We start from the raw sequence: 25,293 nt of genomic DNA, 5'->3' as shown, positions 1-25,293 counted from the left end.
TTCACCGCTTCACAGGGGCAATTTTGACAGCCTGATACCGCTTATTGATAATCGGCCCAACTTCAGCAGGCCGTAATACGTTGCTTAGCGAAGGGTAAAAAAACATCAATGCAATATTGGCTTAAGTCAGTTATCAGGAGCACGCCTTTAACTATTCCATACAGCTTTGCATTGAACATATCCGCGTTAATTCGCGTACATATAGGAAATCGAAAATGAAGTTGAATAAGATCATGGTTGCAATGGGTTTTGGTTTAGTGATGGCGACAGGTGCAGCAAATGCCGATCAGGGCCACGGCACTGTAACCATTCAAGGTTCCGTGGTTAGCGCACCTTGCTCAATTGGTTCTGAAACCGTAGATCAGACCATTGAAATGGGTACGATCGCTGATAAGCAATTGGACGACGGTAAAAAAACCGGCAATAAAGCATTCAATATCAAACTGGAAAACTGTGCACTCGAAACGGGTAAAAACTCTGTTGCTATCACCTTCAGCGGCCTAACTTCTGAAACCAATCCGAAAATGTTCGCGACCGAAGGCTCCGCGAAAGGTATCAACATCGGTTTAATGGATGGTTCAGGTAAGGCAATTGAGCCCGGTCAAGCCACCACATTAACTATCGGCGCCGACAGTAATACTTTGGCCTTCTATACCTTCTTACAAGGTGATGCGGCTCCTACAGGCGGTGGAGAGGATACTTTAGCCGCTGCTACCGTTACCCCGGGTGATTTCAAAAGCACGATCAACTTCAGCATGGTTTATCCATAAATCAGCTTGATGATTTAAAAGGTATGCGTATTGGCGCATACCTTTCTATCCAGTGGGCACCTTAATAATGCTAAAGAAATATACAGGAAATAAAAAAAACGGGCGAAATGCGTAATTAGCCCGCTGACCCTGGCTATTTCTTTAGCATTATTTTTTTCACAAACAGTAATGGCAAAAGAGGTTGAGTTTAATCTCGACAACCTCGACGTTAGCGATCGCGAAAATATCGACATGACACAGTTCGCGCGCGCTGGCTTTATTATGCCGGGCCAATACGACATGGTGGTACGGGTAAATAAAGCCGAAATCCCCACCATGCCAATTACCTTTTTGCCACCAGATGATGATCCCAAGGACAGCGTGGCCTGTCTGACACCCGAACTCATGCAGCAAATGGGGTTGAAGCAAAATTCACTGGCGAAGGTCAGCTACTGGCATCAAGGACAGTGCGCTAACCTCTCCTCCTTACCCGGCACGACTACACATAGCGATCTGGCTAGCTCCGTACTCTCTATCAGCGTGCCTCAGGCTTATCTTGAATATCAGGCGACGGATTGGGATCCGCCGGCACGCTGGGATGATGGCATTCCTGGTGTGCTGTTCGACTACAACGCAAACCTGAATTACACCGCTGCACAACGGAATGGTGAGGATACCAATTTAAGTGGTAATGGCGTAACAGGGGCAAATATCGGTCCGTGGCGCCTACGGGCCAACTGGCAAGGCCAGTACACACGTGATCAACGTGGCAGTAGACATCAACTCAACTGGAACCAGTATTACGCTTACCGCGCAATCAAAGCCTGGCGCGCCAAACTGCTACTCGGTGAAAACTATTTGAGCACCGATATGTTTGATAGCGTGCGCTTTGTTGGTGCCAGTATTATTTCCGATGATAGCCAGCTGCCACCTAATCTGCGCGGCTATGCACCGGAAGTGGGTGGTGTGGCAAAAACTAACGCAAAGGTGACCATCACGCAGAAAGGACGTGTGATATATGAGAGCCAGGTCGCGCCGGGCCCTTTTCTAATTCAGGATTTAAACGAAGCCACCAACGGTACTCTCGACGTGCGCGTTGAGGAGCAGGATGGATCGGTACAGGAGTTTCAGGTCGATACCGCCACCATTCCCTATTTAAGCCGTCCTGGACAAGTTCGCTATAAACTCTCTACTGGCCAACCGGCCTATCAACAGTTCAAACCGCAGGGAACGCTGATGCATACCGGCGAATTTTCCTGGGGTATCAGCAACGGCTGGTCACTGCTAGGCGGCGTGATGACGGCAGGTAAATACAACGCCTTTTCGCTAGGCTTTGGCCGCGATTTACTGGCATTCGGTGCTGTTTCTCTTAATGCCACGCAATCACACGCAGACCTGCCGCACACAGGCAAACAGATCGGCAGCTCTTACAGTATCAACTATTCAAAACGCTTTGATGAGTACGATACACAGGTCACTTTCGCTGGCTATCGCTTCTCTGAACGTAACTATATGACGATCAGCCGCTACTTAGATGAGATCAAATATCAGGATCGCTACTATCAGCGCGGTGAAGATAAACAAACCTACTCGGTAACACTAAATAAGCAGTTTCGCTCGCTGGGAATCAGTGCCTATCTCAATTACTACTATCAAACCTACTGGAATCGCCCCGCCACCGGCCGCTGGAATATGTCGCTGGCACGCTATTTTGATATTGGCAGCATTAAGAACATGAGCGTCAACTTATCGGCTTACCGCAACGAAGTGCGCGGCAAAACTGACGACACCCTCTACCTTAGTCTTAATATTCCCCTCGGCAGTGCCGCCTCTATCCACTACAGCGCACAAAGTGGCAGCACCGGATCTACGCAGAATGCTGGCTGGTATCAACGACTTGATGAACGCAATGCCTATCAGATTGGTACCAGTACCAGCAGTGGCGAAGCCCCAACGTTCAGCGGCTACTACACGCGGACTGGCGATATTGCACAAATCAATACCAGCGCCAGTTACAAAGCGGGTTCCTATCGTTCTGCGGGTCTGTCTGTGCAAGGGGGCGCCACGGCCACCACGCAGGGCGCGGCGCTGCACCGTACTAATATGGCAGGCGGTACGCGATTGATGGTGGATACCGAAGGCGTCAGCGGCGTGCCGGTGCAGGGCGGAGGTTCCGCCGCCACGCACACCAATCTGTTTGGCAAAGCAGTGATTACCGACGTCAACAACTATTACCGCAACCAGGCCGGCATTGATCTCAATAACCTGGCCGATAACGTGGAAGCAGAACGTCCGGTGACCCAGTTTACGCTCACCGAAGGCGCCATTGGTTACCGCAAATTTGGCGTAATCACCGGGCAAAAACTGATGGCGGTGATTCGTCGCGCAGACGGCAGTTTCCCGCCGTTTGGCGCCAGTGTCCTCACTAACGGGCGCGAAACCGGCATCGTCAGCGATAGCGGCACCGTATGGCTGAGCGGCGTTAATCCTGGCGTGAAGATGGCCGTACGCTGGAGCGGCGCAACGCAATGCACCATTACGCTGCCAGAGGTACTGCCTGAAGATCCGACCGGTGAAAACCACTTACTGCTGCCGTGTATCGACAGCAATGATTAACACCCGATGACGCAAATGTGTCATTAACTCTTCTGAATGAGATAGAAACTATGCTTGTTAACCGCCGTTTTATTGCCTGGGCCTCGCTGCTGATCGGCACGCTTATCACCCATCAGGCGCTGGCCGCCATCGCCATGGACCGCACCCGCGTTATTTATAACGGCAGCGAACGCTCGATCAGCCTGAGCATTAGCAACGAAAATAAAAGTCTGCCTTATCTGGCGCAGAGTTGGCTGGAAGATGCGCAGGGCAAAAAAGTGAACTCGCCGCTGCTGGTACTGCCGCCGGTACAGCGTGTGGAACCGGGCCAGAAAGGCGCCATCAAAATCCAGGCGCTGCCGGTGACAAAAACGCTGTTGCCGCAGGATCGTGAAAGCCTGTTCTACTTCAACCTGCGTGAGATTCCACCGCGCAGCGAAAAACAGAACGTGCTGCAGATTGCGCTGCAAACCCGCATCAAGCTGTTTTATCGTCCGGCATCCATCATCGTTACCAGCGAGTCGGCCACGCCGTGGCAAACCCAGCTGACGCTGAGCCAGCAAGGCAATGGCTACACGGTGACGAATCCCACACCTTATTACGTCACGCTGGTCGGCGCCGCCCGCAGTAAAGACGCCGTGAAGAGTGATAACGATTTTAAGCCGCTGATGCTGGAACCGAAAGGCAGCGCCACGCTGGGCGTTAGCGCGGCCGCGTTAGGTGCGCATCCGGTGCTGGTCTACATCAACGACTACGGCGGCCGTCCAACGTTGACCTTCAACTGCGTCGCAGGAAAATGCAGCGTGGATAAAAGTGAGTAGCGTGGTGAAAGGGTGGATGGCTCTGCTCGCAGTCGCCCTGTTAGGTTCAAAGGCAGCAACTGGCGCCGACTCTTTGCCTTCTTTGCCAATTAACGTCTCGGGAACGATCATTGCGATGCCCTGCAAAATCAATAACGACCAGACCAAAGTTGTTGAGTTTGGCGAGGTTGTCATTCAATCCATTGATGGTGTGCACTATGAACGCGATGTACCCACAGAGATTACCTGCGAAAACAAATTTACCGGTGACCTTACTTTAACCATTAAAGGTACGGCATCGGGTTTTGATGATAACGCCGCTGCCAGCAATAAAAGTGAATTAGCCCTTCGGTTTACGCGCAATGGCACAGTCGTGCCACTTAACAAACCGAACAATATTAATTGGCGCATGCCAATTGAGCTGAAAGCGGCGCCGGTAAGAGACCCGAAAAGTATGCCCACGACCGGGGAATTTAAGGTCAACATCACCCTGGTGCTAGGTATTCAATAAGGAAATATCATGCAGATACGGCACTTGTCTTTCATTCTCGCCCTTAGCCTGTTGGTTTCAAATCCGGTTTGGTCCAATACCGAGCTGACATTACGCGGCACCTTAATTAATCTCGACTGCAAAATCGGTGACGCCGAAAAGCGAGATATCAACTTCGGTGATGAAGTGGTCGCAGAAGCGTTAGATGGAACGCGTTACGCGCAAAATATGCATTTGCAAATTGATTGCGGCACGCAATATACCGGACGCTTAAAGTTCACCGTTAAGGGTATGGAATCAAGCTTTGAAAATACTGCGGTTAAAACCAATATTGAAAACCTGGGCATCCGCTTTATGTATGAAGAGAGCCCTGGCTCGGGCGTCAAGCCGATGGAGCTGAATAAACCCTATTATTATAAGCCTTCGGACTCCATTACCCTGGCAGTCGCACCGGTAAAAGCACCGAAAGCCACATTAATAGGCGGTAAATTCGAAGCAACGGCCACCTTAACGTTGGAGCCGGAGTAATGATGAACCGACGTATTTTGCTATGGGTATTAATCCTCCTCGCCTTACCTCTTCGCATCCAGGCAGCAGTCCCGATGAATATGAAAGGTACGCTGCTGGCACTGAGCTGCAAAATTAATAACGAAAAGCCGGTAGATGTTAGCTTTGGTGATGCCGTGGGCGTTAATTTGGTGGATGGCGTAAATTATCGACAAAAATTAGCGCTGGAAATTATTTGTACCGATCCACCGGGTAAACTTTTGCATTTGAAGTTTTTGGGGAATCCAACTGATTTCGACCCAAGCGCCATTATGACTAACATCGACGATCTGGGTATCCGGCTGTTAAAGAATGATAAACCCATCCTTATTAATGAAACTCTGCCGCTGGATAACGATCGGTTACTTGAGTTTGCAGCCGTACCGGTTAAAGGCGTGGGCAGTCAGCTTAACGGCGGAGATTTCCATAGTAAGGTGACATTGCAGATTGTTCTGGAGTAATGATGAAAACCGCAACCGCTATTATTTTTTGTTTGATGCTGTTAACAGCAGCGAGGTTTGCAGTCGCCGATACTGATGTGAATTTTAGTGGCACCCTTGTAGAGACGCCGTGCGTGCTGGATCCAAAAGACAAGGAAATTGAGATTGATGTAGGTTCAGTTATCGTTAAATACCTCTACAGCTATCAACGTTCGCCAGCCACCCCCTTTGCCGTACATTTACTCAATTGCGATCTTTCGCTAGGTAAAGCGGTAAGGTTTCGCTTTAGCGGTACAGAAGATTCTTCGCAGCCGGGATTTTTCGCACTGGCCCCTAATGACAACAGCGCCCAGGGCGTGGCATTAGGGTTGGAAACATCAGAACATGTTTTTATTCCGATTGAGAGTACAGGCGAGTTTATCGACTTACGACCGGATGAGAATAGTTTTAATTTTCATGTGTTTATTTCCGCAAGCAAGGCGGCAATAGCTCAACAAACGATTAGGCCAGGGGCAATAGTGGTGAACATACTATTTCGAATAGAGTATCAATAACAGAATATATTATAACAACCCTAAGTAAATAAAAATTAGAGATTTTTATGAAAATATTTATTAAACTTTCATTGATGTTTTTAATGCTTTTTTTATCATTAAATTCTCAAGCAGTTATCGTAACGCATGTCGCTGATATAAAGAGGGCTGGCGGTATATACAACCTTAGGGGATATATTGATAGTTGGGATGAAAACGACAACTTACCTAATCCTTGTTTTGGAGTTCCGTCCTCTACTGATTGTGAGCTTAGGGTAGTTTTCTATGATTTAGTAACTAAACAATACGCTAATGTTAGTAGTTCGCTGTTTATAGGTGGAGTTAATAATATAAAAACCATCGGGGAATTAGGTACCAGATTCAAACAAAGATTCTCTATCCCTCTGGAGTTAATTTTTGTAATATTGGCTAATGAAGACCCAACGACAAAATGTTTTAGTTTAGCATTATATACCCAAGGCACACTATTTAGCCCCGTTGAAGGGGTAAAGTGTGCAACTTCACCACCGGACACCTTAACCTGTGAAATTCAAGGCAACGCCAATCTTGAACATGGTGAGATGACAACTAACGAAGTTAATGGTCACAAAGCTAATACAAAGTTTGATATTTCATGTAATAACGACGCCACTCTATTTTTAAAGGCTTATGGCGAAGCCGGAAGTAAAAACATCACATTGAAATCAGATAAGTCCCTGGAGTCAGCTATCTACATCAACGATGTGCGAAGTGACGCAGGATTAAAGATAAACATCAAAAAGAACATTCCAGCTGCAATACAGATTACTTCTGAATTAATTAAAAATGGTGAATTGGAAGAAGGTGCATTTCATGGTTCCGGCATATTTATCATAAGCATGGATTAATTTCATTTCACATTCTTAGTTATATTCATAGCGAAAATAGCATTAAGGTTATCACCGGGAAAAACAGCCCGTCGTGATAGCCTTTTTTCATTATTACACAGGCCTGTTAAATGTATATTGTAAGGATAGTGCAGTATCAATCACGTCGATACTAATTCTCACCTTATGCAGCATTTGCTTCTATTTACCCCACAACGCTATAAACATGGACTTCCTGGAAATACGGGGTATTAGGTTATTCATAGGCCAACGTTAACTGACTCATAGCAGAACCAGAAATCTTCGTGTTATTCATCCCTTTCAGCGTCGCGGTAAAATCCAGCGTATTGTTTTTGCTTAATACCAGCTGCGGTTCCGGCGTGTTACGCATTTTAATCACTTTACCGTTGCTGTGTTGCAGCATCACTGCAGCATCGTCAGAGAGCGCCAGTAAACTCTCTTCGGTCTCAGGGCCGGTAAAGGTCGCCGTGATGTTTTCCAGGGTTTCATGCGCGCACTGATTTATCTTGAGGGAAAACTTGATGGCCTTCGCATTGGAAAGCTCAATCGCCTGGTCGCTGTTCTGGTGAACGATTTTGCAGGGCTCATCGCCCTTAACAATCTGGCCACGAATAGTGACGCGTCCGCTATCAATCGCTGCCATTAATGAAGAAGAAAAAGTAAATAACGCCATCATTGCCACCGATTTAATCACATTAATTTTCATTTTAAATTCCTTGCCAAATAATCAATCAATTTCCAGGCACGCTAATTTAATGGTTTTCAACCATGCGTGATGATATGCGCTAACAATAGCGGACATCATGAATAAGTAATGCCAGGACACGTCTTAAAGAGGGAGCGCATTCTGCTGTTTTTAACGCGGCAATTTTATGTTCTAGCGCAATAAAACTCACTATTAACCCACAACGCAAGAAATGTCTTAAATATTGGTAGGTTAGATCAATATAGCCATTATTTCCGCCCTAAAACTCTCATCGCTTACTTTTCATTTTAATATCCATACGGTGGCAACACGTTTGTATGGGAAAATAAAAACAGGTAATGCATGCCTATATTAATATAGCTGCCCATGCTATTTTCTCGCGCCGCTTAATTTCATCAGCAACCGATGGTGAAATAAATCAGCGCCAGGAGAAACCAGAGCGGTTATTGATCGCTATACGAATACGGCTTACTGCACTACACTGTAAATTGTGATGAAGATCACAAATCATACCCTTCACAGGTTGCCGACGGCCTTTCGTCATGGCATCGCATCAGCGCTTTAGACGATATTGTGATTTTTTCAATGTAAAGAATGTGAAAGCGTGTATGTGCATCCATGTCATTTTCTGACTGAAAATGCGGCGGGAAACGGATAGAAAAGCATCAATGCATCAGCCTAATTCATTGTTTAGCAAACAGATTAGCCTACCTAACAACCTTGCACGCTAAACTTAAGCCCTCATTCAATGAAACCTCTCAATCCTAAAGATTGCAGAGTTTACATAACTTTGAAGGCACTATTTGCTAAAGTGCTGGTCGTATTCAATACAGTTGTACCGCATCAGGATTCCAGGGAAATGCTTCTTGCGCGATACATTCACTTTTTACTGAAGGCGCCATGAAGAAAACTGGTAAGTTCCGCTCAAAACTGCTCCATCCCCGCTACTGGTTGACCTGGTTTGGGCTGGGTGTGTTATGGCTGCTGGTGCAGCTTCCTTATCCTGCTTTGATACGGCTTGGCGCTTCTGCCGGCAAACTGTCACGACACTTCCTTAAGCGCCGTGAGCGCATTACCCGCCGCAACATCGAACTCTGCTTCCCGAACATTAATGAGGAAGATAAAGAGTTGATGATTGCCGGTAACTTCGCATCGCTGGGCATGGCGCTAGCTGAAACTGGCATCGCCTGGTTCTGGTCCGATGCGCGCGTGCGTCGCCTGTTTCAGGTGAACGGCATCGCCAACCTGCAGAATGCGCAGAGCCACCAGCGCGGTGTGATGGTGATCGGCGTGCATTTTATGTCACTCGAGCTGGGCGGCCGTATTACCGGACTGTGCCAGCCGATGATGGCGATGTATCGCCCGCACAACAATCAGGCGATGGAGTGGGCGCAAACCAAAGGTCGTATGCGTTCTAATAAGGCGATGATTGATCGTCGCGATTTGCGCGGCATGGTGCATGCGCTGAAACAGGGCGAAGCGGTATGGTTCGCGCCGGATCAAGATTACGGCCCGAAGGGCAGCGTGTTTGCGCCGCTGTTTGCCGTTAAGCAAGCCGCCACCACCAACGGCACTTTTGTGCTGTCGCGTCTGGCTAAGCCGGCCATGCTGACCATCGTGCTGATTCGTAATGCGGATAAAAGCGGTTATCAGCTGATCATTCAGCCGGAGCTGGAGAATTATCCGTACGAAGATGAAGCAGCAGCAGCGGCTTATATGAACAGAGTGATTGAGAAAGAAATCCTGCGCGCTCCCGATCAATATCTGTGGCTGCATCGCCGCTTTAAAACCCGTCCACCGGGCGAAGCCTCACTGTATATCTAATCTGCTCTCGGCTGGTATTCTGCCCCTCATTAATGAATGATAGTCCGCACGGAATAATCACCTGCGGACTATCTTGATGGAGCAGAATATTACAGCTGGCTGGTTGCGGCCTTTAATTGCCGACCGACTCACACCTTATCTCGAAATTGATGCACCGCGCCTGCAGCGTAATCTGCAGCTGATGCAGCAAAAAGCCGATGCCGCGGGCGTCGCGCTACGTCCCCATATTAAAACCCATAAAAGCGTCTGGATTGCCGGGCAACAACGTGCGCTTGGCGCGCGCGGCATTACCGTGTCGAAGCCGAGTGAAGGCGTAGCCTTTATTTTGGCAGGTGAGCGCGATCTGCTGCTGGCTTATCCCATTGTGCACGCCGACACGCTGGCGGAACTGCTGGCGGTGGCGGCAGAGCATCAGGTGCGCATTACCTGCATCGTGGATGCCGAGATGGGCGTTACGGCGATCGCGGCGGCACATCAGCGCCAACCCGATTGCTCACTGGCGGTGGCGATCAAGGTGGATGTGGGATTGCATCGCATCGGCGTTGATCCCCACAGCGAGATGGCCATCACGCTGGCTCAGCGCCTTAAAAGCGCAGGCCTGCCCTTTGCCGGGTTGGTATCCCATGCCGGTCACGCTTATGGTGCGGGCAATCCTACGGCGATTGCAGAAGTCGCATTGCAGGAAATCGCCTTGATGCGCGATGTGCAGCAACGCGTGGCCGAAGCCGGTTTTACACCCTGCCCGATTTCAGTGGGTTCCACCCCAACGGCGCTGGCGGCCCCCGTGGCGTCAGGCAGCGATGAAATTCGTCCCGGTAATTACGCGCTATTGGATCTCACCGCCTGGCGGCTGGGTCTGTGCTCGCCGGATGCGCTGGCGCTGAGCGTGATCACGCGCGTGGTGGCGGTGAATCCACACTTTGCCATCATCGATGCCGGTTCCAAGATGCTCAGCTCCGACAAAGGTCCACACGGCACCAATGCCAGCGGATTTGGCATCGCGGTGGATGAGCAAGGTAATCACTATGAGGTGCTGAAGCTGTCGGAAGAGCATGGCTTCCTGCAATACGGCGATCAGGCTCCGCCTGTTGGTGCGTTGCTGCGTATTTTCCCTAATCACAGCTGCGCCGTGGTTGCACAGTCCGATCGCTTTGTCCTGCGTGCAGCAGACGGAACAGCGCAAGAGCTGGATATTCAGGGGCGCGGCAAGTTTATTTGATTACAGCATTTTCACGGAAACCGCTGTTGACCCACACTTCCACTACCGGGCAATTTTCTGCCCGGTATCACCGTGCTTTAATGGCTGTCTCACATCAGGAGGTTCCATGCTGCCATCACAGACAGTCACACTGACCGTTCCACGCAACTGGTTAGATTTGTATGAAACCATCTGGAAACCCGAGTGCTTTGCCAAATGGGCAAGCGGGCTCAGTAGCAGCACGCTGACGCAGGAAGGGAACAGCTGGAAGGCCAAAGGTCCCGAAGGCACGGTGAAGATTCGTTTTACGCCGCATAACCCGTTTGGCGTGATGGATCACTGGATTGATACCGGCAGCGGCAAAGAGATTTATATGCCCATGCGGGTGATTGCTAATGAGCAAGGCGCCGAGGTTGTGATGGTGGTTTACCGCCAGCCGCTGATGTCCGATGAGAAGTTTGCGCAGGATGTTGCCTGGGTAAAACGCGATCTCGAACAACTACTGCATCTGTTAACTCATTAGAATCAATACATTATGCAAACTCCCTCTCTGTAACTTGCGCTGGAATTAATTGATAAAAAGCGGTTTCTTTTTTGCACAGTAGCGTTTAACTGTTTTGCCGAAATCTTCACTCATCACTGTGTTAATCAACAATGCTGCTTAAGCTTCCTCACCGGGAAAATTCCTGGTGGGGCTTCGCGATAAAATGCTGAGTGCCTATGATTTATCGAAGTTTTTTGTCCATTCAGTTGATGTGGCTTCATTAGTCGATGCTGAAAGGCGTAAAAGACTAATAAATGGCACATCACTCGCCTTATATATTCTGATGCATATTATGAAACCATTTATTTCTGCAGTCTATTTATAGGAGTTTTCTGATGGTGTTAATTTAATTAAAACACGGTATAACTCTTCCACACACAGCAATACCCATAATAACAACAGCAGGGAAATAACATGGATCGCTCAACCTATCCTTTGTTATCAGAAAAAGAATTTGTTGAGATTGCCAGGAGGACGCTGGCCGGGGAATATATAAACTCAAAGGGATTTTATAATGATCTTATGGATTTCCTCCGCACCGGAGGTGATACCATTAAGACAAAAAAAACATTATGCGCCAGGGGCATCTTTTTAAAATCAGAACATCACTTAATTGAGTGCATCTATACATGGCTGAATCTGAAAGGTATTTCAGGATTGCGCCAGGAATCGCTGCATTAATGTGATCTGTGCCCGAGCCTATGGCTCGGGTAACCCCTTAATTGCACTGGTACATGTACCATAAAGAGCAGGGTATGGCGATAAGAGAAAGAAATTTGACCAACGCTAAGTGGTCAGTTTTGTCATCGATTAAAATCGTTGGTATTGGTGTTTTGCAGCTTTCACTTTTGGCACAAATACTTCAGGCAAATGAGTTGAATTTGCTCGCCATCGCGATTGTGATGCTATTGGTTATTGATACGTTGGCGGACCGAGGTTTTGGCAATGCCATTATCAGAAATAAAAGCCTGAATAATAGCGATCTCTCGATTTTATATTGGGGCAATGTATTATGCGGAATGGCCATTTTTGCCGCACTGTTTATTGGTAGCGATATTTCCAGTCGTATTATGAATCAACCCGAAATGGCGATTATGCTCGAGATGATTTCGGTGATATTCATTATTATTCCGCAAGGACAGCATTATCGCGCCATATTGCAACGGGAAAATCAATTTTCACGCATTGCCTTCACGGAAACCGCTTCTGTGTTAGCAGGGCTGGGTATCACACTGTTTACCGTGTGGCTGACACCTTCGGTGTTGTGCGCAATCTGGGGCTACCTCGCCATGGTATCCATCAGAATGCTGATCTACTGCTATTACGGTCGTTCCTGGTTCCAGCCAGAATACCGTTTTAGCCTGAAAAGTTTCGCCAATGTGCGAGCAAGAAACGGATAATAAAAACAAGTCTGTATGGTGGGCTCTGGGCATCTGAGAAGATGCGTTCGCGTGCTGGTAACCAGCACGCTTTTTTCTTTTTACGCTTCCAGCAATACGTCCTCTAACTGAACGATGGCTTCGCCTGCGTTGTCGCTGTGCTGCAAGTGTAACCAACTCGTCAGCATGCGTAATTCATCAATCACCATGAAGAGATCGACCATATCGTTCTTACTTTTGATTTGCAGTCGTGACAGCGCAATGAGCTTATGTGCATTGACCGTTTTATGGCTGAGCCCTAAGCACGTGCCAATGTGCTCTGTACTGTAACCCCAGGCAATCATCAGCAGCACGCGCAATTGTCGATCCGGCAGCAGAACGTCAACACCTTCCACTAAATGAACCGGGCTCTGCCTGTTCATGCACGCCTTCAGGCTTCGGATAAGCTTTTGCCGCGATGATTTTAAATCCAGCACGCTGAGCGTAGGCAGATAACGACTGAGTCCATGCATCAGCGGTAATAGACGCTGGGTTAGCACCAGTATTTGCATGTCGGGGAACTGCTGCTGCAGGCCATAAAATAACTTTAACGTACCGGCCAGCGGCATGTTTTCATGAAAGATGCACACCAGCAGCCGCGGCCTGAGCGTCTCGCACTGGGCGATTATCGTGCTGAGCGACCACACTTGATGAATCTTGCTGGCAACCGGTAACGAGGTCAAAAGACTCTCCAGCCCTAATGCTGCCAGTTTGTCAGAAGAGAAAAGGAGAATGTCTTCGTTACGCTTTTTCATGCCTGTCCAATAGTTGCTTAATGCTGATAAGTTAAGCCGCATCGTGCGTGCTTCTGCCCGGTGCACATTAATGCGCACCCTACAACGGGCCGGAGAGAGAAAAGCCTGGTTAGCAGGCAATAATCAGGTACGACACAAACAGAATGGAACTTAAGAAGGCGACTTTTAGCCCTCTTCGCATCATTTTTACTCATGCCTGATTCGCACAAAATCCCGATTTATCACGCCAGCTAGGCCTGTTAGCATGCATGCCATCAAAATGGCTAATCCGACGACACTTTCTTTAGAAAATCTCAGTGGTTTACACTCTGGGAAATCTTTAGCCTTGCCGCCAATCTGTTGGAGTGCTCTATGTTATTAACCGTTCTCTATATTATTGGTATTACTGCCGAAGCCATGACCGGCGCACTGGCGGCGGGACGTCGTAAAATGGATCTGTTTGGCGTGATCATCATTGCCTCGGTCACCGCCATAGGTGGCGGATCGGTGCGCGATATCCTGCTGGGCCACTATCCACTGGGCTGGGTGAAGCATCCGGAATACATCATGATTGTGGCCGCCGCCGCCGTAGTGACGACCTTTGTTGCCCCGCTAATGACGCACCTGCGCAAAGTCTTTCTGGTACTCGATGCGCTAGGTCTGGTGGTATTTTCAATTATTGGTGCCCAGGTGGCGCTCGATTCAGGCCACGCAGCGATCATTGCCGCCATCGCCGCGGTCATCACTGGCGTCTTTGGCGGCGTGCTACGCGATATGTTTTGTAATCGCATTCCACTGGTGTTCCAGAAAGAGCTGTATGCCGGCATCGCGTTCGCCTCTGGCTGGATCTACATTCTGCTATTGAAAACACCGCTGCCCCACGAGGCGGTAGTGATCATCACGCTACTGTTCGGCTTCTTTGCCCGTTTGCTGGCGCTGCGTTTCCGCCTCGGTTTGCCGATTTTCAACTATCCCCACCCTGAACACTGAGTTCGCAGCGGGAATATACTGCTGCTGCAAAAAGTGAATCAACTGCTGCAGGTCTGCATCCTGCAGCATCGTCACGATGCGCTGTGCCAAAATCGTGCCGACGCCTGGCAACTGCTGCCAGCTCTCTGCCGTTCGCGACAATAGCTGCGACCATTGGGAATCCGGCAATGCCTGTAGCGCCGTGCGCGGCAGCGGTATTCCCAACGCATTCACCCAGCGCCGCAGCGGCTGTTGGCGCGTAAGGTTAAAGCGATGCCAGATAAGCTGGGCACGAGCGGTCGTAATGCCGTTGGCCTGCGCGATTTGATCGGGCGTTAACATCAGCCAGGAGAAGAGATGCGTAATTGCACCGTTATCCAGCAAGCGCTGCCAGGTACTGCGCTGCACGCCCGCAATATCCAGCACCGATTTCTGGCTCAGCCAACTGAGCCGTGAAAGAAACTGTGCCCGGCAGGTTGCGCTAATTTGCAGGCAGCTTAAATGATCGAATTCGCCTTTCTGCGGCGATGCCGGATAGTCGCGCTGCGCCACTCGCCAGATCACGCGCTCCAGCCGGGGAATACCTAAACCTGCCAGCGTAAGGGTTACCTGATCGCCCGCAATAACGTCCAGCTCCCGCCAGCGCCGCAGTGAGCCAAGATTGACCCGGCGTACGGTTTTATCTTCTAACTGCACCGGAATCAGGTTAAGCACAACGGCCACTTTGCCGGTACGCCCGACATTAAAATCTACTGACAGCACCTCGCTGCTGACTTCCGCCGGCTGGTATTTCCACGCCGCTGACCAGCTGCCCTGCCCGGGTTGCCAATCGCGACCTGCGCTGACAGGGGATTGATGGATCACGACGCCATCGGTGACAAACGGCAGCGATTCACGGAACCAGCGATCGCGCCATACTGCTACTTCCTCTTCATTACTCACCTGACGACTCCAGCTCTGCGCCAGACCAAATCCCCACTGCGCCAGCTGTGTTAGCCGCTCAGGCATCAACGCCGGGCCGTCTGGCCACGCCCAGATAAAAATGCCCAGCTGTGCCAGCAGCGGGCTGTTGTCATGTCGCATCATGGCGCCAGCCACCTGAGCACGGGCATTTTTCCCTCCGTCGCGCGCCTGTTGATGATCGGTCATTTGCAGAAACAGCTCACCTTGCAGCACCACTTCTTCGAGCAAGGTCGCGATGCTCTTGGGAATGGCAGGAATGTGCTCGGCTTTGGCGCGCCACTCTTCTCCACGTAAGCCATCGCCGCGGCTGATTAATGACACCAACTTACCTTGCCGATACACCAGCGTGACGGCAACGCCATCAACTTTAGGCTGCAACCACAGTGCTGATTTGTCCTGCATCCAGTACGCCACCGCGAGCTTGTCGCGCAGTTTGCGCACACCAGTGTGCGCCACAGGATGATGCGTGCTGCCATCGGTGCTGAGCTGCGCATCGTAAGCGGGCTGAGCGGGGATGAAGCAGCGCTGCCACTGCTGTAATCGCTGCTGCAGGCTGTCGTAATCCGTATCAGTTATCTGATTGATGCCTTGCCGATAGTAGGCATCATCCCATTGGCGTAGCTGGGTTTGCAGCTGCGTTATCTCCTGGCTGGCACGCACCGGCGACCAGTTCGGACACAGCGCTTCGGCCCAGCAACCGATACTGAATAAACAACCTAGTAGACTCAGACATCCTTTCATCTTCGCTCTCCTTTTTCGTTATTGGAGAGCGCTGGACGATCCTTTACCAGCGGCAAAAGCGATGCGCTGGAGACAGATTCCAGGCTTTTCATCCGGATTGCAGCTTGCTACATCAGCCTCTGGCGCGGCTTCACAGAAAAAAGAATTGCCTCAGCCAAGCGGCAAACGCTGCGCCACCACCCCAAGCCGTGTATACTGTGCAGGAAATCGACTCCGCTCTTTACTCAATTCAAGATAACCATGGCTCAAGGCACGCTTTATATTGTTTCCGCCCCTAGCGGCGCGGGTAAATCCAGCCTGATTCAGGCGCTGTTAAAGACACAACCGCTGTACGATACGCAGGTGTCTATTTCGCATACCACCCGTGGCGTGCGTCCCGGTGAAGCTCATGGTGAGCACTACTTTTTCGTCTCTAAGGGCGAATTCGAAACCATGATTGCAGCAGACGACTTCCTCGAACATGCGGAAGTGTTTGGCAATTATTACGGTACGTCACGCGCTGCGATTGAGCAGGTGCTGGCGACCGGCGTTGACGTCTTCCTGGATATCGACTGGCAGGGCGCGCAGCAAATTCGCAAGAAAATGCCGGCCGCACGCAGCATCTTTGTGCTGCCGCCTTCTACCGAAGAGTTGGATCGCCGCCTGCGTGGTCGCGGTCAGGACAGCGAAGAGGTGATTGCCCGTCGTATGCAACAGGCCGTGGCGGAAATGAGCCACTACGCCGAGTATGACTATTTAATTGTTAATGATGATTTTGATCTGGCGTTGTCAGATCTCAAAACCATTATCCGCGCAGAACGTCTGCGCATGGGTCGCCAAAAATCGCGACATGATGCTTTAATCAGCAAACTATTGGCAGTCTGAATTCACTTTCAGTATTATGCCCAGTCATTTCTTCATCATCTGTGGAGTAGCACACCTATGGCACGCGTAACCGTTCAGGACGCAGTAGAGAAAGTTGGTAACCGTTTTGACCTGGTGTTGGTCGCTGCACGTCGTGCACGTCAGATGCAGGTAGGCGGTAAAGATGCGCTGGTTCCAGAAGAGAACGATAAGCCGACCGTTATCGCCCTGCGCGAAATTGAAGAAGGTCTGATCACGACCCAGATTCTGGATGTGCGTGATCGCCAGGAACAGCATGAGCAGGAAGCCGCTGAGTTACAAGCCGTTACCGCTATCGCTGAAGGTCGTCGTTAACAGCACGCGGCAGGTCGCCCTTGTATCTGTTTGAAAGCCTCAATCAACTGATTGAAAAATACTTGCCTGAGGAGCAAATCAAGCGCCTCAAGCAAGCTTATCTTGTCGCGCGTGATGCCCACGAGGGACAAACACGCTCCAGCGGCGAGCCTTACATCACCCATCCTGTTGCGGTTGCCTGCATTCTGGCCGAGATGAAACTCGACCATGAAACGCTAATGGCAGCGCTGCTGCATGATGTGATTGAAGATACGCCCGCCACCTACCAGGATATGGAACAGCTGTTTGGTAAAAGCGTTGCCGAACTGGTGGAAGGCGTATCCAAGCTCGATAAGCTGAAGTTCCGCGATAAGAAAGAAGCGCAGGCTGAAAACTTCCGCAAAATGATCATGGCGATGGTGCAGGATATTCGCGTCATCTTGATCAAACTGGCTGACCGCACGCACAACATGCGCACGCTCGGCGCGTTACGCCCGGATAAAAAACGTCGTATCGCGCTGGAAACGCTGGAGATTTACAGTCCTCTGGCGCACCGCCTAGGTATTCATCACCTGAAAACAGAACTGGAAGAGCTCGGCTTTGAAGCGCTCTACCCGAACCGTTTCCGCGTGATCAAAGAGGTGGTGAAAGCGGCGCGCGGTAACCGTAAAGAGATGATTCAGAAGATCCTCGCTGAAATCGATGGTCGCTTACAGGAAGCAGGCATTCCCTGTCGCGTAAGTGGGCGTGAGAAGCATCTCTACTCGATCTACCGCAAAATGCACCTGAAAGAGCAGCGTTTTCACTCGATCATGGATATCTATGCCTTCCGCGTTATCGTGAAAGATTTGGATACCTGTTATCGCGTGCTCGGCCAGATGCACAGCTTGTATAAACCGCGTCCCGGACGCGTGAAAGATTACATCGCTATTCCCAAGGCCAACGGCTATCAATCGCTGCATACGTCAATGATTGGCCCGCACGGCGTGCCGGTTGAAGTGCAGATCCGTACCGAAGATATGGATCAGATGGCTGAAATGGGGGTGGCAGCACACTGGGCTTATAAAGAGACCGGTGAAATCAGCGGCACCACCGCGCAAATTCGCGCTCAGCGCTGGCTGCAAAGCCTGCTTGAGCTGCAGCAAAGCGCCGGTAGCTCGTTTGAATTTATTGAAAGCGTGAAATCCGATCTCTTCCCGGATGAGATCTACGTGTTCACGCCGGAAGGCCGCATTGTCGAATTACCGGCTGGCGCTACGCCGGTTGATTTCGCCTATGCGGTGCATACCGATATTGGTCATGCCTGCGTCGGCGCACGCGTCGATCGCCAGCCTTATCCGCTGTCACAATCGCTGGCCAGCGGCCAAACCATTGAAATTATCACGGCTCCAGGCGCACGACCGAACGCCGCCTGGCTTAATTTTGTCGTGAGTTCTAAAGCGCGCGCCAAAATTCGTCAGCTGTTGAAAAACCTCAAGCGTGAAGACTCCGTAAACCTTGGTCGTCGCCTGTTGAGCCACGCGCTCGGCGGCAGCAAGAAACTGGCGGAGATTCCGGCCGAGAACATCCAGCATGAGCTGGAGCGCATGAAGCTGACCGCCATTGATGATTTGCTGGCGGAAATTGGTCTGGGTAACGCCATGAGCGTGGTGGTAGCGAAGAATCTGTTGCAGTCTGGCAGTGAAGAGCCACAAAAAAACAGCAAACGCAAAAAGCTGCCGATCAAAGGCGCGGATGGCGTGCTGATTACCTTTGCCAAGTGCTGCCGTCCCATTCCCGGCGACCCGATTGTCGCGCACGTCAGTCCCGGCAAGGGATTGGTGGTGCATCACGAATCCTGCCGTAACATTCGCGGCTACCAAAAAGAGCCTGAAAAGTTCATGCCGGTAGAGTGGGATAAAGTGACCGATCAGGAATTTGTCGCCGAAATTAAAGTCGACATGTTCAACCATCAGGGCGCGCTGGCCAACCTGACGGCGGCAATCAATACTGCCGGTTCCAATATTCAGAGCCTGAATACCGAAGAGCGTGATGGTCGCGTATACAGCGCCTTTATCCGCCTCACCGCGAACGATCGCGTCCATCTGGCGAATATTATGCGCAAAATCCGCGTAATGCCGGACGTGATTAAAGTTCACCGAAATCGTAACTAGTCCATGAACGCTCAACGCTTTGCTCGTATTCAGGAGATGCTGGCCCTGCGCCAGCACGACCTCACCGTCTGCATGGAACAGGTGCATAAGCCGCATAACGTTTCAGCGGTAATCCGTACCGCCGATGCGGTCGGCATCCACGAAGTGCACGCCGTGTGGCCCAGCGTGCGTATGCGCACTATGGTGTCCGCTTCGGCTGGCAGCAACAGCTGGGTGAAGGTGAAAACCCATCGTCATATTGCCGAAGCGGTGCGTCATCTGAAAGAGAGCGGCATGCAGGTGCTGGCGACCAATCTGTCGGCCAAAGCGGTTGATTTTCGCGAGATCGATTACACCTTGCCGACCTGCATTCTCATGGGTCAGGAAAAAACCGGGATTACCGCAGAAGCGTTGGCATTGGCCGATCAGGACATCATTGTGCCGATGGTGGGCATGGTGCAGTCGCTCAACGTCTCAGTGGCGTCCGCGTTGATTCTGTATGAAGCGCAGCGTCAACGACAGAACGCGGGGATGTATCAGCGCACCTACAGCCTGCTGGATGAAGACGAGCAGCAGCGTTTGCTGTTTGAAGGCGGCTATCCGGTGCTGGCGCGCGTGGCAAAGCAGAAAGGCCTGCCTTATCCCCGCATCAATGCCCAGGGCGAGGTGGAAGCCGACGCTAATTGGTGGGCCACCATGCAATCGACGGGTAAAAAATGAAAGGCCGTCTGCTGGATGCCATCCCGCTCAGTACCCTGACCGGCGTCGGCGCCAGTCAGTCGAGCAAACTGGCCAAACTTGGCCTGTTCACCATTCAGGATTTGCTGCTGCACCTGCCACTTCGCTACGAAGATCGCACCCAACTTTATAAAATTAATGATCTGCTGCCGGGCGTTTATGCCACGGTGGAAGGCGAAGTACTGAGCAGCGAAATCAGCTTTGGTCGCCGCCGCATGCTGGTTTGCAATATCAGCGATGGCAGCGGCATGCTCACCATGCGCTTCTTTAATTTCAATGCCGGAATGAAAAACAGCCTGTCACCGGGCCGCCGCGTTACCGCCTATGGCGAGATTAAACGCGGCCAGCGCGGTGCGGAAATCATTCATCCCGAGTATCGCGTACAGGGAGAACAAGGCGGCGTTGAGCTGCAGGAAACGCTGACGCCGGTTTATCCCACCACCGAAGGCATTCGCCAGGCCACGCTGCGCAATCTTACCGACCAGGCGTTGACGCTGCTGGAGAGTTGTCCGATTGCCGAGCTGCTGCCCGCTGAACTGAGCGGCGGGTTGATTAGCCTGCCGGATGCACTGCGCACGCTGCATCGCCCACCGCCGGATTTACGTCTGAGCGAGCTGGAAACTGGCCGCCATCCGGCCCAGAAGCGTTTAATTCTGGAAGAGCTGCTGGCACATAACCTCAGCATGCTGGCGGTGCGCGCGGGTGCGCAGCGCCATCATGCGCTGCCGATGACGGCGCGCCATGAACTGGTTAATCAGCTGCTCGCGGCGCTGCCCTTCTCACCAACCGGTGCGCAAAACCGCGTGGTGGCAGAAATCGAAAAGGATCTGGCCAACGATTTTCCGATGATGCGTTTGGTGCAGGGCGATGTGGGTTCCGGCAAAACGCTGGTGGCCGCGCTGGCGGCGCTAAATGTCATCGCGCACGGCAAACAGGTGGCGTTGATGGCACCGACCGAACTGCTGGCCGAACAGCACGCCAACAATTTCCGCCAGTGGTTTGCGCCGCTGGGCATCGAAGTAGGCTGGCTAGCGGGCAAGCAGAAAGGCAAAGCGCGCGAAGCGCAGCAGGAAGCGATTGCCAGCGGCCAGGTTGCGATGGTGGTTGGCACCCATGCCCTGTTCCAGGAACAGGTGAAATTCAACGGCATGGCGCTGGTGATTATTGATGAGCAGCACCGCTTTGGCGTGCATCAGCGTTTAGCGCTGTGGGAAAAGGGCGAGGAACAGGGCTTCCATCCGCATCAGCTGATCATGACCGCGACGCCGATTCCCCGCACGCTGGCAATGACCGCTTACGCCGATCTCGATACCTCGACCATCGATGAATTACCGCCTGGACGTACGCCGGTGACCACGGTGGCAATTCCCGACAGCCGTCGTAGCGAGATCATCACGCGCGTGCAGAGCGCCTGTCACGAAGGGCGCCAGGCTTATTGGGTCTGTACGCTGATTGAAGAGTCGGAAGTGCTGGAAGCGCAGGCGGCGGAAGCCACCTGGGAAGAGCTGAAAGTGGCGCTCCCCGATTTGCAGGTGGGCCTGGTGCACGGCCGCATGAAGCCAGCCGAAAAGCAGGCGGTGATGGCAGCGTTTAAAGCCAATGAAATCCAGCTGTTAATCGCCACCACCGTGATTGAAGTGGGCGTGGATGTGCCGAATGCCAGCCTGATGATTATCGAAAACCCGGAACGTCTCGGTCTTGCACAGCTGCACCAGCTGCGCGGTCGCGTGGGCCGTGGCGCGGTCGCCTCGCATTGCGTGCTGCTGTACAAAGCACCGCTAAGCAAAACCGCCCAAAAGCGCTTGCAGGTGCTGCGCGATAGCAATGATGGCTTTGTAATTGCCCAGCACGATTTAGAGATTCGCGGTCCGGGTGAGATGCTTGGTACGCGGCAAACCGGAAACGCCGAGTTTAAAGTGGCCGATTTGCTGCGCGATCAGGGGATGATCCCTGAAGTTCAGCGCGTGGCGCGCCATATCCACCAGCATTATCCTGAGCAGGCGCAGGCGCTGATTGAGCGCTGGCTGCCGGAAACCGAACGCTACAGCAACGCTTAATCCGTGGTTTTGCGGTTATCGATGGCGATGAAATCCCCAACAAATTTTTGCAGCAAACGCGCCAGCTCGGCGCGTTCTTCATCCTGCCAGTTGGCAAACAGGTTCTGATAAATCTGCGCACGCGCCGCATCGATTTTATCTGTCATTGCCTTTCCCGCTGCGGTAATAATCGCTTCGTTTACCCGTTTATCTTTGGCATTTTTCTGCCGCTGCGCCAGTCCTGACTGTTCCAGCTTTGCCACCTGACGACTGACGGTGGTGTAATCCCGCCCGACACGCTCCGCCAGTTCTACCACGCCAATCGGCCCAAATCGCCCAATCTGGATGAGCAGCGGAAACAGCGCGCGATCGAGCTGAATATTGGATTCTTTTATCAATAATTCATCACGTTGCGGCCGGTTGAAGGTGCCGACAATCATTAGCAGCGCATTATGCAGATCATCAAATGCTGCACTATTATGTGTATTTTGCACACTTTCCATTGACGTTATCCCGAGGCAAGCCTAATGTGTGCATATTACACATATTATCTAGTTAACTGAAGGTGAAAGCATGAAAGCAGCATTTGTTTCCGCAGCCGGTGAACAGCCGGCGTACGGTGATTTCCCTGAACCGCAGGCCGATGACAGCCATGTGGTCGTCACGGTGAAAGCCGCCGCGGTCAGCCAACTGGCAAAAGCACGCGCCGCTGGCACCCATTACAGCGCAACAACGCAGTATCCCTTTATTACCGGCATTGATGGCACCGGCACGCTGAGCAATGGCGATCCGGTTTATTTCCTCGCCTTCAATTCGCCGTGGGGCAGCATGGCGGAAAGAACCTTAGTACCCGCCGACAGTATCGTTGCGCTGCCCGCAACGCTTGATCCGGTGCTGGCCGCAGCGCTGGCTAATCCGGGCATGTCATCCTGGGCGGCACTCACCCGCCGCGCACAGCTGCGTGCCGGTGAGACCGTATTGATCAATGGCGCCACCGGTACTTCGGGCGGTTTAGCGGTGCGTATTGCGCAGCATCTGGGAGCCGGAAAAATTATTGCCACCGGCCGTAACCGCGCAGCCCTCGATCAGCTGCGGGCGCAGGGCGCCGACATCACCTTAACGCTGGATGAATTATCAGGCGCGTTACCGGCGCTGATGAAGGAAGGCATTGATGTGGTGCTGGATTATCTGTGGGGCCAGAGCGCGCTCGATATCATGCAGGCGGCGGTTGCGGGCGGTGAAAAAACAGTGCGCTTTGTGCAAATCGGTTCACTGAGCGGCCAGGAAATCACGCTGCACAGCAAACTGCTGCGCTCATCCGGACTGACGTTGATGGGTAGCGGTTTGGGTAGCGTATCCGATAAAGAACTGATCGCCTGCATCAGTGAAATGCTGGCCGCCGCCGCAGAGAGTGATTTTTCCATCCCGTTCCAGATGCGTCCATTAAACGAAGTGGCGCAGGCGTGGCAGGAAGATGATAGCCGCTGCCGCACCGTGTTTACGCTCTAGATCAACGGAAGTAAAAAGGGGCATTGCAAACGATTGCTTTCACAACGCAACCGTTTAAAATCGCCCCTTTGTTGTAATTGAGAACGTCCACCATGTCCGTCAACACCACTGAATCATCTCAGCCTGCCAGCGCTGCAAGCCCAAAAAGTGAACTGATTTACCGCCTCGAAGATCGCCCACCGCTGCCGCAAACCCTGTTTGCTGCCTGTCAGCATCTGCTGGCGATGTTTGTCGCGGTGATTACGCCCGCCCTGCTGATTTGTCAGGCGCTGGGTTTGCCGGCGCAGGATACGCAGCACATTATCAGCATGTCGCTGTTTGCTTCTGGCGTGGCCTCGATTCTGCAAATCAAAACCTGGGGACCGGTCGGTTCAGGCTTGTTGTCGATTCAGGGCACCAGCTTTAACTTCGTGACCCCGCTGATCATGGGCGGGATGGCGCTGAAAAATGGCGGCGTTGATGTACCGACCATGATGGCCGCGCTGTTCGGCACCTTGATGGTGGCATCCTGTACCGAAATGGTGCTGTCACGCGTATTGCATCTGGCGCGTCGTATTATTACGCCGCTGGTTTCCGGCATTGTGGTGATGATTATCGGCCTGTCACTGATTCAGGTCGGTTTGACTTCGATTGGTGGCGGCTTTGCTGCAATGAGCGATCACACCTTCGGCGCACCGAAAAACTTACTGCTGGCTGCGGCGGTGCTGGTGGTGATTATCCTGCTCAATCGTCAGCGTAATGCCTATCTGCGCGTCGCCTCATTGGTGATCGCGATGGCGGTGGGTTATGCGCTGGCCTGGGCGCTGGATATGCTGCCCGCTACCGCTGCGCCAACCAATCAACCGCTGATTGCGGTACCTTCACCGCTCTATTATGGCCTTGGCTTTGACTGGAATCTGCTGATCCCGCTGATGCTGGTGTTTATGGTGACGTCGCTGGAAACCATCGGCGATATCACGGCAACCTCTGATGTTTCCGAGCAGCCGGTAAGCGGCCCGCTGTATATGAAGCGCCTGAAAGGCGGCGTGTTGGCCAACGGCCTCAACTCGTTTGTTTCTGCGCTCTTCAATACCTTTCCGAACTCCTGTTTCGGCCAGAATAACGGCGTGATTCAGCTGACGGGCGTTGCCAGCCGCTATGTCGGTTTTGTGGTGGCGCTGATGCTGATCGTGCTGGGTCTGTTCCCGGCAGTGAGCGGATTTGTGCAGCACATTCCAGAACCGGTGCTGGGCGGTGCGACCATTGTGATGTTCGGGACCATCGCCGCATCCGGTGTGCGTATCGTTTCACGCGAGCCACTTAACCGTCGCGCCATCATGATTATCGCGCTATCGCTGGCGGTAGGTCTGGGTGTTTCTCAGCAGCCGCTGATTCTGCAATTTGCCCCCGATTGGCTGAAAACCCTGCTCTCATCTGGCATTGCAGCCGGTGGTATTACCGCCATTGTATTGAACCTGATCTTCCCGCAAGAAAAGTAAAGCACCAGGCAGGCTTCGGCCTGCCTGATATTTATCCGCTTTTACATCCAGGCTGTTGAGGTGTAACGGTAATTCAGGCATAACAAC

At 51.9% G+C, this 25,293-nt stretch carries 25 protein-coding genes; 21 read left to right on the top strand and 4 right to left on the bottom strand.

Translation table 11 applies throughout. From position 1 onward, the window contains the following. Positions 1 to 215: 215 nt before the first annotated feature. The 8 genes from CRO19_RS09255 to CRO19_RS09220 all read left to right on the top strand — a co-directional run bounded on the left by CRO19_RS09255 (position 216) and on the right by CRO19_RS09220 (position 7,040). On the top strand, positions 216 to 770 hold the full coding sequence (locus tag CRO19_RS09255) for a fimbrial protein (RefSeq protein ID WP_097095571.1): 555 nt from the start codon (positions 216 to 218) through the stop codon (positions 768 to 770). Between the two features lie 114 nt (positions 771 to 884). Next, on the top strand, positions 885 to 3,365 hold the full coding sequence (locus CRO19_RS09250) for an outer membrane usher protein (RefSeq protein WP_176519202.1): 2,481 nt from the start codon (positions 885 to 887) through the stop codon (positions 3,363 to 3,365). Positions 3,366 to 3,415: 50 nt separating this feature from the next. Further along, positions 3,416 to 4,165, top strand: a complete 750-nt coding sequence (locus CRO19_RS09245) for a fimbria/pilus periplasmic chaperone (protein WP_097095569.1) — start codon at positions 3,416 to 3,418, stop codon at positions 4,163 to 4,165. Further along, entirely contained in the window at positions 4,158 to 4,655 is a 498-nt protein-coding gene (locus CRO19_RS09240) for a fimbrial protein (RefSeq protein ID WP_141400233.1), read from the top strand. Before CRO19_RS09245 ends, CRO19_RS09240 begins: the two co-directional genes overlap by 8 nt. Positions 4,656 to 4,664: 9 nt before the next feature. Continuing rightward, positions 4,665 to 5,162 (top strand): fimbrial protein, encoded by a 498-nt coding sequence (locus CRO19_RS09235; protein ID WP_097095567.1) that lies wholly within the window; start codon positions 4,665 to 4,667, stop codon positions 5,160 to 5,162. Next, on the top strand, positions 5,162 to 5,641 hold the full coding sequence (locus tag CRO19_RS09230; RefSeq protein ID WP_097095566.1) for a fimbrial protein: 480 nt from the start codon (positions 5,162 to 5,164) through the stop codon (positions 5,639 to 5,641). The genes CRO19_RS09235 and CRO19_RS09230 overlap by 1 nt, the downstream gene beginning before the upstream one ends. A gap of 2 nt (positions 5,642 to 5,643) precedes the next feature. After that, on the top strand, positions 5,644 to 6,174 hold the full coding sequence (locus tag CRO19_RS09225; protein ID WP_097095565.1) for a fimbrial protein: 531 nt from the start codon (positions 5,644 to 5,646) through the stop codon (positions 6,172 to 6,174). Positions 6,175 to 6,221: 47 nt separating this feature from the next. Next, positions 6,222 to 7,040, top strand: a complete 819-nt coding sequence (locus tag CRO19_RS09220; protein ID WP_141400232.1) for an MrpH family fimbial adhesin — start codon at positions 6,222 to 6,224, stop codon at positions 7,038 to 7,040. 235 nt (positions 7,041 to 7,275) lie between these two features. On the opposite strand, the gene CRO19_RS09215 is transcribed toward CRO19_RS09220, so the two are convergent. Continuing rightward, positions 7,276 to 7,746 (bottom strand): fimbrial protein, encoded by a 471-nt coding sequence (locus CRO19_RS09215; RefSeq protein ID WP_097095563.1) that lies wholly within the window; start codon positions 7,744 to 7,746, stop codon positions 7,276 to 7,278. A 900-nt stretch (positions 7,747 to 8,646) separates the two neighbouring features. Between CRO19_RS09215 and lpxP the strand changes: the two genes are divergently transcribed. The 5 genes from lpxP to CRO19_RS09190 all read left to right on the top strand — a co-directional run bounded on the left by lpxP (position 8,647) and on the right by CRO19_RS09190 (position 12,712). After that, the gene (gene lpxP / locus CRO19_RS09210; RefSeq protein WP_097095562.1) at positions 8,647 to 9,570 is read left to right on the top strand and encodes a kdo(2)-lipid IV(A) palmitoleoyltransferase; all 924 of its coding nucleotides are present in this window, start codon (positions 8,647 to 8,649) and stop codon (positions 9,568 to 9,570) included. Between the two features lie 76 nt (positions 9,571 to 9,646). Next, entirely contained in the window at positions 9,647 to 10,789 is a 1,143-nt protein-coding gene (locus tag CRO19_RS09205) for an alanine racemase (RefSeq protein ID WP_176519142.1), read from the top strand. Positions 10,790 to 10,895: 106 nt separating this feature from the next. After that, entirely contained in the window at positions 10,896 to 11,291 is a 396-nt protein-coding gene (locus tag CRO19_RS09200; protein WP_097095560.1) for a polyketide cyclase, read from the top strand. 435 nt (positions 11,292 to 11,726) lie between these two features. Further along, the gene (locus CRO19_RS09195; RefSeq protein WP_097095559.1) at positions 11,727 to 11,993 is read left to right on the top strand and encodes a hypothetical protein; all 267 of its coding nucleotides are present in this window, start codon (positions 11,727 to 11,729) and stop codon (positions 11,991 to 11,993) included. 74 nt (positions 11,994 to 12,067) lie between these two features. Then, complete coding sequence (locus CRO19_RS09190) at positions 12,068 to 12,712, top strand: oligosaccharide flippase family protein (protein WP_097097621.1); 645 nt, start codon at positions 12,068 to 12,070, stop codon at positions 12,710 to 12,712. An 80-nt stretch (positions 12,713 to 12,792) separates the two neighbouring features. Here the strand turns inward: CRO19_RS09190 and CRO19_RS09185 are convergent, their stop codons facing one another. Beyond that, entirely contained in the window at positions 12,793 to 13,485 is a 693-nt protein-coding gene (locus CRO19_RS09185) for a response regulator transcription factor (RefSeq protein ID WP_097095558.1), read from the bottom strand. Between the two features lie 351 nt (positions 13,486 to 13,836). On the opposite strand from CRO19_RS09185, the gene CRO19_RS09180 reads away from it, so the two are divergent. Continuing rightward, positions 13,837 to 14,454, top strand: coding sequence for a trimeric intracellular cation channel family protein (locus CRO19_RS09180; RefSeq protein ID WP_097095557.1), 618 nt, complete (start codon positions 13,837 to 13,839; stop codon positions 14,452 to 14,454). Here CRO19_RS09180 and ligB read toward each other — a convergent pair. Next, positions 14,368 to 16,137, bottom strand: a complete 1,770-nt coding sequence (ligB, locus tag CRO19_RS09175) for an NAD-dependent DNA ligase LigB (RefSeq protein ID WP_097095556.1) — start codon at positions 16,135 to 16,137, stop codon at positions 14,368 to 14,370. The two genes, CRO19_RS09180 and ligB, sit on opposite strands and share 87 nt — an antisense overlap. A 240-nt stretch (positions 16,138 to 16,377) precedes the next feature. On the opposite strand from ligB, the gene gmk reads away from it, so the two are divergent. The 5 genes from gmk to recG are packed head-to-tail and all read left to right on the top strand — an operon-like array spanning position 16,378 to position 22,240. Beyond that, the gene (gmk, locus tag CRO19_RS09170) at positions 16,378 to 17,001 is read left to right on the top strand and encodes a guanylate kinase (RefSeq protein ID WP_097095555.1); all 624 of its coding nucleotides are present in this window, start codon (positions 16,378 to 16,380) and stop codon (positions 16,999 to 17,001) included. A gap of 57 nt (positions 17,002 to 17,058) precedes the next feature. Beyond that, positions 17,059 to 17,334 carry a DNA-directed RNA polymerase subunit omega gene (gene rpoZ / locus CRO19_RS09165; protein WP_007885265.1) on the top strand — a complete coding sequence of 92 codons (276 nt, stop codon included), beginning with the start codon at positions 17,059 to 17,061 and terminating at the stop codon, positions 17,332 to 17,334. Positions 17,335 to 17,354: 20 nt separating this feature from the next. Beyond that, the gene (gene spoT, locus CRO19_RS09160) at positions 17,355 to 19,466 is read left to right on the top strand and encodes a bifunctional GTP diphosphokinase/guanosine-3',5'-bis pyrophosphate 3'-pyrophosphohydrolase (RefSeq protein WP_097095554.1); all 2,112 of its coding nucleotides are present in this window, start codon (positions 17,355 to 17,357) and stop codon (positions 19,464 to 19,466) included. Positions 19,467 to 19,469: 3 nt separating this feature from the next. Continuing rightward, positions 19,470 to 20,165, top strand: coding sequence for a tRNA (guanosine(18)-2'-O)-methyltransferase TrmH (trmH, locus tag CRO19_RS09155; RefSeq protein WP_097095553.1), 696 nt, complete (start codon positions 19,470 to 19,472; stop codon positions 20,163 to 20,165). Further along, positions 20,162 to 22,240, top strand: coding sequence for an ATP-dependent DNA helicase RecG (gene recG / locus CRO19_RS09150; protein WP_097095552.1), 2,079 nt, complete (start codon positions 20,162 to 20,164; stop codon positions 22,238 to 22,240). The genes trmH and recG overlap by 4 nt, the downstream gene beginning before the upstream one ends. Here the strand turns inward: recG and CRO19_RS09145 are convergent. Beyond that, complete coding sequence (locus tag CRO19_RS09145; RefSeq protein WP_097095551.1) at positions 22,237 to 22,722, bottom strand: MarR family winged helix-turn-helix transcriptional regulator; 486 nt, start codon at positions 22,720 to 22,722, stop codon at positions 22,237 to 22,239. The two genes, recG and CRO19_RS09145, sit on opposite strands and share 4 nt — an antisense overlap. 70 nt (positions 22,723 to 22,792) lie before the next feature. Between CRO19_RS09145 and CRO19_RS09140 the strand changes: the two genes are divergently transcribed. Next, positions 22,793 to 23,728: a quinone oxidoreductase family protein gene (locus tag CRO19_RS09140; protein ID WP_097095550.1), complete on the top strand. Its 936-nt coding sequence runs from the start codon at positions 22,793 to 22,795 to the stop codon at positions 23,726 to 23,728. Between the two features lie 92 nt (positions 23,729 to 23,820). Continuing rightward, positions 23,821 to 25,206, top strand: coding sequence for a nucleobase:cation symporter-2 family protein (locus CRO19_RS09135; protein ID WP_097095549.1), 1,386 nt, complete (start codon positions 23,821 to 23,823; stop codon positions 25,204 to 25,206). Positions 25,207 to 25,293 lie beyond the last annotated feature (87 nt).

Source organism: Candidatus Pantoea floridensis (assembly GCF_900215435.1).
Taxonomy (GTDB): Bacteria; Pseudomonadota; Gammaproteobacteria; order Enterobacterales; family Enterobacteriaceae; genus Pantoea; species Pantoea floridensis.
Note: the sequence above shows the minus strand (reverse complement) of the source record. Positions and strands in the feature narration are given on the sequence as shown.